General features: G+C 30.0%; 13 protein-coding genes. 8 read left to right on the plus strand and 5 right to left on the minus strand.

What is annotated here, in order from left to right; all coding sequences use genetic code 11:
• The first annotated feature begins 4 nt into the window (after positions 1–4).
• A complete protein-coding gene (locus KV700_RS14225) occupies positions 5–1,801 on the plus strand; it encodes a tetratricopeptide repeat-containing sensor histidine kinase (protein ID WP_218598267.1) in 1,797 nt (598 codons plus the stop codon).
• On the opposite strand, the gene KV700_RS14230 is transcribed toward KV700_RS14225, so the two are convergent.
• Positions 1,798–2,295 (minus strand): metallophosphoesterase, encoded by a 498-nt coding sequence (locus tag KV700_RS14230; protein ID WP_218598268.1) that lies wholly within the window; start codon positions 2,293–2,295, stop codon positions 1,798–1,800. The two genes, KV700_RS14225 and KV700_RS14230, sit on opposite strands and share 4 nt — an antisense overlap.
• A gap of 100 nt (positions 2,296–2,395) precedes the next feature.
• Here KV700_RS14230 and truA point away from each other — a divergent pair, with 100 nt between their 5' ends.
• The 3 genes from truA to KV700_RS14245 are packed head-to-tail and all read left to right on the plus strand — an operon-like array spanning position 2,396 to position 5,372.
• Entirely contained in the window at positions 2,396–3,121 is a 726-nt protein-coding gene (truA, locus tag KV700_RS14235; RefSeq protein ID WP_166385712.1) for a tRNA pseudouridine(38-40) synthase TruA, read from the plus strand.
• Between the two features lie 3 nt (positions 3,122–3,124).
• Entirely contained in the window at positions 3,125–4,891 is a 1,767-nt protein-coding gene (locus KV700_RS14240; RefSeq protein ID WP_166385710.1) for an ABC transporter ATP-binding protein, read from the plus strand.
• A 52-nt stretch (positions 4,892–4,943) separates the two neighbouring features.
• Entirely contained in the window at positions 4,944–5,372 is a 429-nt protein-coding gene (locus tag KV700_RS14245; protein WP_166385708.1) for a hypothetical protein, read from the plus strand.
• 76 nt (positions 5,373–5,448) lie between these two features.
• Here the strand turns inward: KV700_RS14245 and cdaA are convergent, their stop codons facing one another.
• The 3 genes from cdaA to KV700_RS14260 all read right to left on the minus strand — a co-directional run bounded on the left by cdaA (position 5,449) and on the right by KV700_RS14260 (position 8,006).
• Positions 5,449–6,225, minus strand: a complete 777-nt coding sequence (gene cdaA, locus KV700_RS14250) for a diadenylate cyclase CdaA (RefSeq protein WP_218598269.1) — start codon at positions 6,223–6,225, stop codon at positions 5,449–5,451.
• Between the two features lie 377 nt (positions 6,226–6,602).
• Positions 6,603–7,424, minus strand: a complete 822-nt coding sequence (folP, locus tag KV700_RS14255) for a dihydropteroate synthase (RefSeq protein ID WP_218598270.1) — start codon at positions 7,422–7,424, stop codon at positions 6,603–6,605.
• Complete coding sequence (locus KV700_RS14260) at positions 7,425–8,006, minus strand: TIGR00730 family Rossman fold protein (RefSeq protein WP_218598271.1); 582 nt, start codon at positions 8,004–8,006, stop codon at positions 7,425–7,427.
• An 88-nt stretch (positions 8,007–8,094) separates the two neighbouring features.
• On the opposite strand from KV700_RS14260, the gene KV700_RS14265 reads away from it, so the two are divergent.
• The gene (locus KV700_RS14265) at positions 8,095–8,628 is read left to right on the plus strand and encodes a DUF1599 domain-containing protein (protein WP_218598272.1); all 534 of its coding nucleotides are present in this window, start codon (positions 8,095–8,097) and stop codon (positions 8,626–8,628) included.
• 126 nt (positions 8,629–8,754) lie between these two features.
• Entirely contained in the window at positions 8,755–9,717 is a 963-nt protein-coding gene (locus KV700_RS14270) for a DoxX family protein (protein WP_166385698.1), read from the plus strand.
• Between the two features lie 202 nt (positions 9,718–9,919).
• Here the strand turns inward: KV700_RS14270 and KV700_RS14275 are convergent, their stop codons facing one another.
• On the minus strand, positions 9,920–11,221 hold the full coding sequence (locus KV700_RS14275; RefSeq protein WP_218598273.1) for a voltage-gated chloride channel family protein: 1,302 nt from the start codon (positions 11,219–11,221) through the stop codon (positions 9,920–9,922).
• A 299-nt stretch (positions 11,222–11,520) separates the two neighbouring features.
• On the opposite strand from KV700_RS14275, the gene KV700_RS14280 reads away from it, so the two are divergent.
• Together KV700_RS14280 and KV700_RS14285 are read left to right on the plus strand one after the other, a co-directional pair.
• A complete protein-coding gene (locus tag KV700_RS14280) occupies positions 11,521–12,222 on the plus strand; it encodes a crotonase/enoyl-CoA hydratase family protein (protein WP_218598274.1) in 702 nt (233 codons plus the stop codon).
• A gap of 111 nt (positions 12,223–12,333) precedes the next feature.
• Complete coding sequence (locus tag KV700_RS14285; protein WP_218598275.1) at positions 12,334–13,563, plus strand: 3-phosphoshikimate 1-carboxyvinyltransferase; 1,230 nt, start codon at positions 12,334–12,336, stop codon at positions 13,561–13,563.
• The last annotated feature ends 41 nt before the right edge of the window (positions 13,564–13,604 follow it).

Consider the following 13,604-nt stretch of genomic DNA (forward strand, 5'->3'; position numbering starts at 1 on the left):
AGTATTGAATTTTAAAGATAAAATATTTTTGTTTTTGTTTTTGGTGATTGTTTTTAAAACATTACCAAATAGAAAAGAAGCTGTATCTAATACAGCTTCTTTTTATATGCAATTAAATGATAGTACCTTAATTGAAAAATTACAGGATATTAATAAAGTTTATGAAGAAAAAAAATTTGACTTAGCTTTAAAAGAGGCATTTGTTTTATTAGATAGCTCTAGAAATAATAATAGAGAAATTTTTTATAAAACAAATTATCTAATAGGTAGCATTTTCTATGAAACTCTAAGTTTTAAAGATGGGATTAAATATTTTAGGGCTAATGTGAATGGTTTGTTAAAAGATTCGTTATTATTAGATACTAATAAGTTTAATTTTGATTCAAATCAACTATTACTTCAAAACTACCTACGCTTAGGCAGTTCTTATCACAAACTTAAAGAAAGAGAATTTTTACAAAAGTATAGAGATAGTACTTTATATTACTACAATAAAGTAATAGATTTTAATGATTTAGATAATAGTTCTTTAGAGGCTAAAGCTAAAACTTATAGTAACTTATCTGCTTTTTATATAAATGATTCTTTGTATGATTTGGCAGAAAAATATGTAAATTTATCAATAAGTATTCATAAATCTAATAACGATAAACTTAATCAAGCTGCAGGTTTAGGTAACTTAGCGAGTATTTACCTAATTAAAGAAGACTTTAACCTGGCAAAAAAAATATATTTAGAAGGTTTAGACTTAATTAAGAATGATAATAGTGCAAAAGCGATAAGGTTTAAAGCAAGTTTATATGCTAATTTATCTTGGGCTATGTACAAGTTAAAAGATTACAAAGCGTATGAGTTTCAAGAAATATCTTATGATATAAAAGATGAGTTAAGGGATACTGAAATTAGAGGAATTGTAAAAACAATTAATGCTGAATATGATGTTGATACTGCTAAAAAATTAGTTTTAAAAGAAGAGGAAAATAAACGCCTAAAAAATCAAAGAACATTTGGGTCACTTGGTATAGGTGGCTTAATTATAATTATAACATTATTATATGCCTTAAACTTTTATAAACTTCGCCAAAAAAATTTAAGCTTACAGTTATCGCAAACCCAATTGGTACAACTTCAAAATTTAGAAAAAATAAAATCAGATTCTCAGGTAAGAATTTTAAATGCTACTATAGATGGTAAAGAGTCAGAGAGAAAACAAATTGCAGAAACTTTACACGATAGTGTAAGTGCGCTTTTATCATCTGCAAACCTTCATTTACAAGCTACAAGAGGTCTTTTTAAAGGAGAAACCCCTGTAGAAATAGACAAGACGCAAAAGATTATTAAGGAAGCATCTCAAACTATAAGAGATTTATCTCATACTTTGGTTTCGTCTGTATTGTTAAAATTTGGATTAAAATATGCCATAAAAGATATGGCGGATAAATACTCTAATTCTCAAATTAAGATTGATACCAGAATAGGTGAAACAAGGAGGTACGAACAAAATTTTGAAATAAAAGCATATAATATTATTCAAGAATTTATTAATAATATTTTAAAACATAGTAAGGCGGAAACGGCAATGATTAAGTTAGATGAAGCAGATGGAAAGTTGTATTTAAGAATTTCTGATGACGGTATTGGGTTTGATAAAAAGAAGGTAATAAGTAAAGAAGGACTCGGTTTAAATCAGATTGATGCAAGAATACAAATGATGCAAGGAGAATTTAATATAGATACTTCACTTAAAAATGGTACTGTTGTTAAAGTTGTTTTGCCTATTTTAGAAAAAATAAAAAACTAACCTCGCTTAGCCAATTCTATAATTTCCATATCTTTTATTTCTCCATTTTCTAGAGTAAAACGCAACATGGTCCTTACTTTATGAAAACCATGATTTCCTGCTGCACCAGGGTTTAGGTGTAATAAATTTAATTTTTTATCATATTGTACTTTTAAAATATGAGAATGCCCCGAGATAAAAATTTTTGGAGGATTCACTTTTATTTCTTCACGAATTCTTAGATCATATCTATTGGGGTAACCACCAATATGTGTAATCCAAACAGTTACATTTTCAACTTCAAATTTTGTGTCTAATGGAAATTCAGATCTAGCATCAGCTCCATCAATATTTCCAAAAACAGCACGTAAAGGTTTCAATTTTTTTATAGTATCGGTAACTTCTAAATTTCCAATATCTCCTGCATGCCAAACTTCATCTGCCTGTTTTACAAATTTTAATATTTGAGCATCAATAAAGCTATGAGTATCAGATAATAATAAGATTTTCTTCATAAAAAGAAATAGTTAGAAAAGTTTAACGTCTCTATTAGCTTCAAATGTAATCATAACAAAATAAATTCCGTAATTTTGATGACTACAAAAACAGACTTTCTTGAGGTATTTTATAGAACTTTCTTATAACGGAAAAAATTATCATGGTTGGCAAATTCAACCAGATGTAATTTCTGTACAAGAAAAATTAAACAAAGCGGTTAGTACTATATTTCAAGAAAAAATTGAAGTTGTAGGAGCAGGTAGAACAGATACCGGAGTGCATGCTTCGCAAATGTTTGCTCATTTTGATATAGAAAAAACATTAAAAGGAGATATTCCGCACAAGTTAAACTCATTACTTCCTATGGATATTGTGGTTTATAATGTGTTTGCAGTTGATCATGAAAAACATGCACGTTTTGGAGCACTAAGCAGAAGTTATGAATATAAAATATGGATGGGTAGAAACCCTTTTTTATTAGATTTTTCGTGGCAAATACATTCACAAGAATTAAATATAGATTTAATGAATGAGGCTGCAAAATTATTGTTAGAATATACAGATTTTCAGACTTTTTCTAAAGTGAAGACAGATGTGTATACCTATAATTGTAATGTTACAGAAGCTGTTTGGAAACAAAATGGAAAGGAGTTGGTGTTTTATATAACAGCAAATCGGTTTTTAAGAAATATGGTAAGAGCCATTGTAGGTACTTTAGTTGATGTTGGTTTAGAAAAAATATCAAAAGAAGATTTTAGAAAAATTATTGAAAGTAAAAATAGAAGCAACGCAGGGTTATCAGTTCCTGCAAAAGGATTGTTTTTAACAAATATAAAATATTAAGTTTTGGCAGGTAAAACAGGAAATGCATTTGATTTACAAATCTTTTTAAGACTAATGTCTTTTGCAAAACGTTATAAGTTAAATTTTTTTATTGCTGTTTTTTCTACTGTATTATTATCGCTTGTAGCACTATTAAATCCTTATTTAATAAAAGAAACGGTAGATAAATACATTACAGAAAAAGACGCACAAGGGCTAGTAAATAATATAATTTTAATGCTTGTAGTTGTACTTGTAGAAGTGTTGCTACGTTTTACATTTATTTATTTTGCAAATTGGGTTGGTCAGCATATAATTAGAGATATTAGAGCAAAAACATTTAGGCACATTTTACAGTTTAAAATGTCTTATTTCGATAAAAATTCTGTTGGTAAATTAGTTACTAGAGTGGTTTCTGATATAGAAACTATCGCAGCCTTTTTTAGTAGTGGTGTTTTTACAATAGTAAGTGATATTTTACAAATGTTTGCTGTAGCTGTTTTAATGTTTTATTTTAATTGGAAACTAGCCTTAATAGCACTAGCCGTTTTGCCTATTTTAATTTATGCTACGAGAATTTTTCAGAAAGCCATAAAAGCTACTTTTCAAGAGGTAAGAAATCAAGTTGCAAATCTAAACGGATTTGTACAAGAGCGAGTTACCGGAATGAAGATTGTGCAGCTTTTTAATAGAGAAAAAATAGAATATAAGAATTTTAATGATATTAATAATAAACACAAAGAAGCGTACGTAAAAACCATTTGGTACTTTTCTATTTTCTTTCCTATTGCAGAAATTTTATCATCTATTGGTATTGGTTTAATTGTTTGGTTTGGAAGTAAACAAATTATTGGAGGTGCTGTTCCTGGTCCTGGTACGGTGATGGCTTTTGTGCAAATGGCACAAATGTTATTTAGACCTTTACGCCAAATTGCAGATAAATTTAACCAGTTACAGATGGGAATTGTTTCTGGAGAACGTGTTTTTAAGGTTTTAGATACCCACAGTAGTATTGTTAAGAACGGAACTATTACAGCTAGAAATTTAAAAGGAGATATCAATTTAAAAGATGTTAGATTTAGCTATATTGAAGGAGAAGAAGTTTTAAAAGGAATTTCTTTGGATGTAAAAAGAGGACAAACGGTAGCTATTGTTGGCGCAACAGGTGCAGGGAAATCTACCATAATCAACTTAATAAACCGTTTTTATGAAATAGATAGTGGTACTATTTGTGTTGATGATGTTTCTATAGATCAATACACTTTAGATAGTTTAAGAAGCCAAGTTGCTATAGTTTTACAAGATGTCTTTTTGTTTTCAGATTCAATTTTTAATAATATTACATTAAAAGATAAAAATATCACTTTAGAAGAAGTGGAGAAAGCAGCAAAACAAATTGGAATTCATGACTTTATTATGACACTTCCAGGGGGTTATCAATACAATGTAAAAGAGCGTGGTGCTATGTTATCTTCTGGACAGAGACAATTAATTGCTTTTTTAAGGGCTTATGTAAGCAAGCCAAGTATTTTAATTTTAGATGAAGCTACTTCTTCTGTAGATTCTTATGCAGAACAAATGATTCAATATGCAACTGAAACCATTACAAAAGGTAGAACCTCAATTGTAATTGCACATCGATTAGCAACCATAAAACAAGCAGATAAAATTATTGTTATGGATAAGGGTTTAATTGTGGAAGAAGGAACTCATAATGAGTTGTTAGAGAGAGAGAAAGGGTATTATAAAAACCTGTACGACAAGCAATTTAGCATACAAAATGCTTCTTAAAATCATTTTTTTTGATTTACATTTGTAATACTAATAATACAAATCAAAAAAAATGAAAAAAATCGTTGTATCAATTTTCGTAATAGGAGCATTAGTATTCTCTTCTTGTAAATCTGAAAAGAAAGATGTAAAAGAAGTAGTTGTAGAAACCGAAACGGTTGCTAATGAAGAGTTAGAGTTAATTGAGGAAGAAGAAATTGAACAAGAAGTTAGTAAAGAGTTAACTTCTGCAGTAGAAGGAGTTACAATTCCTAGTTTTTCTAATGAAGCTGTAACACAGAATCTATTAGGTTATGCGCAATATGCTAAAAATTATATAGAAGCTAAGGGTGATTTTGTGAAAATTAGAGGTATGGCTTCTAAGGGAGCTTCTTTACTAAAAGAAGGAAAAGAATTAACTTCTGGGTTAGATAAAAGTGAAGTAGAAAAATACAAAAGTGTTTTAGCAGCTATTCAATCTAAGATGGCAGCAGCTAACTAGAAAATAATCATTATAAATGAAAAAAGGTTCTCAATTTTGAGAACCTTTTTTTATGTTTTTTTTATGTTTAATAAGCTTACATTAAATCTTTTTTCAGCTTTTCATCCAGTTCAGCAAAATCAGCATACAACTCAAATCCACCATCTTTTATGTAAGAAATTTCTCCAGTTTCTTCTGATACTAATAAACAAACGGCATCTGTTTTTTCTGAAACTCCTATTGCTGCTCTATGTCTTAATCCAAATCTAGACGGGATTTTAGTACTGTCAGAAACGGGTAAAATAACTCTTGTTGCCACAATATAATTGTCTCTAATAATTAATGCTCCATCATGTAAAGGACTATTTTTATAGAATACACTTTCTAAAATAGCCACATTTACCAAAGCATTCATGCTATCTCCTGTGTTTATTAAAAAATCTAAAGCATTGGTACGTTCAATAACAATTAGAGCACCGGTTTTAGTTTTAGCCATGTTTTTGCATGCATCTAAAATTGTTTCTGTATCAATCTCTGTACCTATTTCTGTATGTAAAAATTTCAGTTGTTTTAAAAAACTTCGTTTATTGGTAAAGTTTGTGGTACCAATCATTAATAAGAATTTTCGTATTTCTTGCTGAAAAACAATGATCAATGCAATAACTCCACCGGAAAGTAAATAACCTAAAATACCACTCAGCATTTCCATTTTTAAGGCTTGTGTAATTTTCCAAATTAAGAAAATAAACGCAATTCCAATTACAATATTAATAGCAACTGTACCTTTTAATAGCTTGTAAATGTAATAGAGTAGTGTGGCAACTAATACAATGTCTAAAGCATCTAATAAAGAAAATTCAATAAAATCGAACATGAAAATTGACTGATTTTAGGCTAAATTACTAATAAATTTGTTGCCAGCAATATCAATTATTAAATTCTGCACCAGAGAATAAGATTTGATGTTTTTTATGATTAACTTAATTTTACTATTATGAGTTTTCTCAATCGCTGAAAAAGCTTATTTCGGAATGACAAGCTAATTTAATTTATGCTATTAGTACGCAAACAGGTTTAGCCCTGATTGAAACGGCATCCTTTTTTACTGTTAGTTCGAGTGGTTTTTCTGACGAAGGAAGAAAAATTGTATCGAGAACTAGCCGTAAAAAAGATATAGTGGAAAGCAGGAAATAGCTTCTAAAAAAAAGATTCTTAATAATTATAAGATTGTTTCGTACCTCGCAATGACGATTATTTAACCTGATTTACAATTTTTACAGCTTCTACAGCTTCTTTAACATCGTGAACACGTAAAATATTCGCGCCATTTAAAAGGGCAATAGTATTTGCAGAAGTAGTTGCATTTAAAGCTTCTTGGGCAGAAATATCCAACGTTTTATACAACATAGATTTACGCGAAATTCCGGCTAAAATGGGTGCGTCTAAACTTTTAAAAAGTGATAAATTTTTAAGAATTTCAAAATTATGAACATTTGTTTTTCCAAAACCGAAACCAACATCTATAATAATATCGTTTAATTTAAGTTGATGTAATTTGTAAATTTGTTCTGCAAAAAAGGAAATAATTTCTTGCGTTACATTAGTATAAATAGGATTTTTCTGCATGTTTTGCGGCGTACCTAACATATGCATTAAAATATAAGGAACTTGCAGATTGGCAACGGTTGCAAACATATTAGCATCCATTTTTCCGCCAGAAATATCGTTTACAATTGCTGCACCCGCATTTATGGTTTCTTGGGCAACTTTACTTCTAAAAGTATCTACAGAAATAATAATTTCAGGAAAATTCTGAACTAATAAATTAATTACCGGAACAATTCTTTGCAGTTCTTCTTCTTCAGAAATGTGTTTAGCGCCAGGTCTAGACGAGTAGGCACCAACATCTATAAAAGTTGCGCCGTTTAAAAGCATTTTTTCTGTTTGAGAAAGAATATCGGTTTCATTTTTATATTTTCCGCCGTCAAAGAAAGAATCTGGTGTAATATTTAAAATCCCCATCACTTTTGGTGATGTTAAATCTACTAAAGTACCTTTGCAATTTATGGTCATTTAACTAACTACTTTATTTATTACGTGTGTGATTTTTGGTGCTTTGTAAGCATTCATTTTTTGCATTAAATCTTCTACAGAAGTGCCAACTATTAACATATCTCTATTGGTCTGTTTTAAGAAACCTTCTGCTATCATTTTGTCTAATTGTACTAAAACAGCATCGAAAAATCCATTAATATTTAAAAGTCCGACTGGTTTTTGTTCAATATATAATTGGCCTAAAGTAAGTGCTTCAAACAACTCATCTAAAGTACCAAAACCTCCAGGAAGTGTAATATAGCCGTCTACTAATTGGCTCATTATTACTTTACGTTCGCTCATGGTTTTGCAAACAATCATTTCTTCTACACCAGCATGTACCACTTCTTCCTTTTCTAATAATTGGGGTATTACGCCAATAACTTCGCCATTATGAGCAAGAATTGTATCGGCAATTGCGCCCATCATTCCTATTTTTCCGCCACCATAGACCAAACCAATTTTGTTGTTTGCAAAATGATTTCCTAACTCTATTGCAGCTTCTTTATAAATAGGATTAAAACCTAGACTTGCACCACAAAAAACAACAACTTTTTTCAACTTTATGAGTTTTAAATTTTTTTTGTAAAATTAATGAAATGCCTATAGGATTTAGTATTTTTGAGCAAATACTTTTTAACAAGAGAAAATGCAAGATACATCTAAACAATACGATGCTGTAATTGAAGAATGCAGAAGTTTATTTATAAAAAAAATGAGTGATTATGGTTCTGCGTGGCGAATTTTACGTTTACCATCTTTAACCGATCAGATTTTTATTAAGGCACAAAGAATTCGTCAATTACAAGAAAACGAGGTTAGAAAAGTTGATGAAGGAGAGAAATCTGAGTTTATTGGAATCATCAATTATTCTATAATGGCGTTAATTCAGTTAGAAAATGGTGTTGTTGCAAACCCAGATTTGAATACTGAGCAAGCAACTGTTTTGTATGACAAACATGCTAAAATTACCAAAGAATTAATGATGAATAAAAATCATGATTATGGTGAAGCTTGGAGAGATATGCGTGTTCCTAGCTTAACAGATTTGATTTTACAGAAATTATTACGCGTGAAACAAATTGAAGATAATAAAGGGAAAACCTTAGTTTCTGAAGGAATTGATGCCAACTATCAAGACATGATTAATTATGCAATTTTTGCAATGATTCATTTATGGTAAAAATAGTTGCAAAGTTTCAAAGCTTAAAAGTAACAGAGTCTTAGTCATTGCGAGTAACGAAGCAATCTGTATTTAAGAATAGGAATTAAAAAAATAGTTTTTAAAGAAAAGTTTAAATTAGAATAAATGAAAATATTAGTACAATTATCAAGAATATTAGTCGGAGCCTTATTTATTTTTTCTGGCTTTGTAAAATTGGTAGATCCAATTGGTTCTCAATATAAGTTTCAAGAATATTTTTCTGCGGATGTTTTAAACATGGAATTTTTAATTCCGTTTGCATTACCGTTTGCAGTTTTACTTATTGTTGCAGAAATATTATTAGGAGTGATGATTTTAATAGGTTACAAACCAAAGTTTACGGTTTTTAGTTTGTTTCTATTAACTCTTATCTTCTTGTTTTTAACTTGGTACTCTGCTTACTATAATAAAGTTACCGATTGTGGTTGTTTTGGAGATGCTGTGAAATTATCTACTTGGGGAACTTTCTATAAAAACGTTATTTTAATTGCATTGATAATTATTTTATTGGTAAAAGTAAAACTGATTCAACCTATTTTTGGAGGTAAAATACCAAAGATGATTACGTTTTTATCGTTAGGTGTTTTCTTGTTTATTGTACAACATGTATTAACACATTTACCAATCATCGATTTTAGAGCATACGCAATTGGTAAGAGTATTCCAGAAGGAATGGTTTTTCCTAAAGATGGTAGCATACCGCCAGTGCATGATTTTATGTTAGAAGATGAACAAGCAGATTTAGCACCAGAATTATTAAAGAAGGAAAAAGTAATGTTGGTAATTGTCTATAATTTAGATAAAGCTGATGAAAATGGTTTTCCGGCAATTAAAGATATTGCTACAAAAGCGAAAGCAAAAGGATATACAGTTTATGGAGTTTCGGCTTCTTTTTCTGATGATTTAATTCTTGCAAAAGAAAAGTATGACTTGCCTTTCGACTTTTTATTCTGTGACGAAACAACACTAAAAACCATTATTAGAGGAAATCCTGGAGTTGTTATTTTAGATAAAGGAACTGTTGTAGAAAAGAAAAATTGGGTAGATGTTGATGAGATAGAATTGTAATCTATTTTACAAATAACTATCAATATTTAGAATGTTTAAAGGTTAATGTCGAGGTGATTAAAGTGTTAGAAACAAATCAGAACCTGATAAAGCATAGTTTTTTATAAGCGTAAAAGTTATTTTGACTTACCACATAGTCACATAGAAAATATATTACTATGTGGTATATTTTATACCGTTGATTTTAATTCTTCTAAGTAAATTATTTTCTACTTCTATTATTTTCAATTTCAGTAAGTGTTAATCCTTTTTCAATTTTAGAAAATAAGTGTTTTGGACTTCCAATAACTTGAGCGGTATAGATACCCGTATGCCCAGAAAATAAATAAGAAGTTATACAAGCCAAGGCTATAAAAACACCAGATTCAATTCCAAATAATTCAATTCCCATAATAGTACAAGCAATTGGCGTATTTGTAGCTCCTGCAAAAACAGCAACAAATCCCATACCTGCTAATAGACCCATTGGCAAAGGAATAAACCACACCAAGGCGTTACCCAAAGTTGCACCAATGTAAAATAAAGGTGTTACTTCTCCTCCTTTAAATCCGGCTCCCAAAGTAAAAGAAGTGAATAAGATTTTTAAGATAAAATCATAAGAATTTAAATCGATATTAAAAGCATCTACAATTGTTGGTACACCAAGTCCTATGTATTTTGTAGTTCCCATAAGGTATACAATTACAGCTATTACAACACCACCAATTACCGGACGAAGTGGTGCATATTTAACTTGTTTTTTAAAAAATACTCCCCAAAAGTGTGTAGATTTAGAAAATAGCATACTTGCCAATCCAAAAATAATTCCTGCTAATAAAGCCCATAAAATACTTGCTGGCGTTAATGCTGTAATAGTAGAAATAGTATAATGTGTGTGGTGAGAAATTTGCCAAACATCGCAAAAATAGGTTGCAAAAACAGCCGCAAGAAAACTCGGTATTATTGCATCAAATTTTATGCGACCGATTACCATTACTTCAAGTGCAAAAATAGCACCAGCTAAAGGCGTTCCAAAAACAGAAGCAAAACCTGCGCTAATACCAGCAATCAATATAATTTTTCGATCTAAGTTGTTTAATTTAAAAATTTTTGTAAACTGATCTGCAATAGCGCCACCAACTTGTACGGCAGTTCCCTCACGTCCTGCAGATCCTCCAAACAAATGCGTAAGAATAGTACCTAAAAAGACCAAAGGAGCCATTTTAAAAGGAATTACTTTTTTAGGGTTGTGGAACTCTTCTAGTAATAAATTGTTCCCTTTTACAACACTTTCTCCATAATAATGATAAGATAAACCTATTACAAAACCCGCTATAGGTAAGAGCCAAATAATCCATTGGTTTGCTTCTCTATAATTTGTTGCCCATTCTAAAGTCCATAAAAAAACAGCAGAAGTACTACCCGTTAATGCGCCAATAAGTAAGCAAATAAAAGTCCATTTTAATAGAAAAACGAAAGAGAAACTTTGTTGAAATTGAAGAAAAAACTTTTTAATTTTATCCATGTGTTTTTAAACCTCTGTATATAAAAGGAGTTTTAAATTCTTTCCTTTTGGCAAAAATAAACAAATAATAACTAATAAATCTTCAATTATAGATTGTTGGCAAGTAGGTTGCGTTAGGGATTGAAGTGGAAATCCTTTTTTTGAGGTACGAATAAAAAGATTGTACCCTTTCGACTTCGCCCAAGATAAACTCCAAGCCCGACTTTTAGGTAACGCCCAAATAAAAAGAATGATGAACGACGAATTGTTGATGTTGTAATTTTAGATTATATTGTAAGTTGTTTTAAAATATAAAAATAATGAACGAATTTGTTACCTATCAATCAGAAGAAAATTACGCTTTAATTACTATTAACAGCGGAAAAGCAAACGCAATTTCTCATGAAGTAATAGAAGGTTTGAATGCTGGGTTAGACAAAGCAGCAACCGAAAATAAAGTAGTTGTTCTTACAGGTCAAAATGGAATTTTCTCTGGAGGATTTGATTTAAAAGTGATGACAAAATCACCAGAAGCAGCTAAAGAATTGGTTACAAAAGGTTCTAAATTATCTTTAAAAATGTTGTCTTTTCCACAACCAATTATTATTGCATGTTCTGGTCACGCTATTGCAAAAGGAGCATTTTTATTGCTTTCTGCAGATTATAGAATTGGAGTAGAAGGCGATTTTAAAATAGGATTAAATGAAGTAATGATTGGGATGACCATGCACAATGCTGGTATTGCGATTGCAAAATCTAGATTGTCTGAGGTGTATTTAAACAGAAGTGTAAATAATTCTGAAATTTACAACCCAAAAGATGCCGTAAAAGCTGGTTTTTTAGACCTAATTGTTCCTGCAGACCATTTGTTACCAACTACAATAAAAGTAGCAGGCATGTTTTCTAAATTGAATAAAAAAGCACATGCAGCAACAAAGTTAAAAGTTAGAAAACAACATTTGCAAGATTTAGAAAATGCAATTGAATTGGATTTAAATAGTGATATCTCTATCAATTCTTAATAAAAGTATAGAATTTTTACATTTATTTAAAGCAAAGAAACTTTGGTAAAAGCCTTTTGAGTAGTAACTTTGGCACTTTGTTAATAAAACCAATTTATAGAACTTACAGAGATGGATATATTGTTAAATGTTGTAGATAATAAAAAGATTAATGAGAAAATAACAATCTCTGGTTCTAAGAGTGAATCTAATAGATTGTTGATTTTACAAAATTTATTTCCAGAACTTTCTATAGAAAATTTATCAGATTCAGACGATTCTGTGCACATGCAACATGCACTTTCTACAACAGATGAAGTTGTAAATATTGGTCATGCTGGTACTGCAATGCGTTTTTTAACATCCTATTTTGCTGTAAAAGAAGGTAGAGAAGTGGTTCTTACAGGTTCTGAAAGAATGCAAAATAGACCCATTGAAATCTTAGTAAATGCATTGCAAGATTTAGGTGCTAATATTTCTTACGAAGATAAAATTGGCTATCCGCCAATTAGAATTAAAGGTGCTAAAATTACAACAGATAAAGTCCAAATTAATGGAAATGTAAGTAGTCAATATATTTCTTCGATGTTGCTAATTGCATCCAAATTAGAAAACGGATTAGAAATTGAATTGCTGGGTAAAATTACTTCGGTACCATATATAAATATGACGTTGAGTTTGTTAAATCAATTAGGAATTGAAACTAATTTTGAAGGAAATATAATTAAAGTATTGCCTAAGAAATCTGTAGAAAAGCAAACGATTGTGGTAGAATCAGACTGGTCTTCTGCTAGTTATTTTTATTCAATTGCTGCTTTGGCAGAAATAGGATCGGAAATTTCTTTATCAGCGTATAAAAAAGAAAGCTTACAAGGAGATTCTTGTTTGGCAGAAATCTATCAACATTTTGGAGTAGAAACTGTTTTCGGTGAAAATTTTATCACCTTAAAAAAAGTAAAAGAAACAAAGAAGGCAACTTTAGAAATCGACTTAAAAAATGCACCAGATATTGCACAAACAATTGCTGTAACTTGTTTTGCAGAAAATATTGCGTGTAATTTAATGGGTTTACATACTTTAAAAATTAAAGAAACAGATAGGTTAGTCGCTCTAAATGACGAATTAACAAATTTAGGTGCTACAATTTCTGTTACAGATAAAAGTTTACATTTAGAAGTTTCTACGGTAATAAAGTCAAATATTGCTATAAAAACGTACAACGATCATAGAATGGCAATGGCATTTGCTCCTTTAGCATTAAGAGTTCCTATTAAAATTTTAGATGCTGAAGTAGTTACAAAATCGTATCAAAAATTTTGGGAAGACATGCAACAAATTGGCATTAAAATAGATAAAGTGTAAATAATTAGGCAAACACTTGACAACGCCTATTCCGATATCGT

Origin of the sequence: Polaribacter sp. NJDZ03, from assembly GCF_019263805.1 — a bacterium.
Taxonomy (GTDB): Bacteria; Bacteroidota; Bacteroidia; order Flavobacteriales; family Flavobacteriaceae; genus Polaribacter.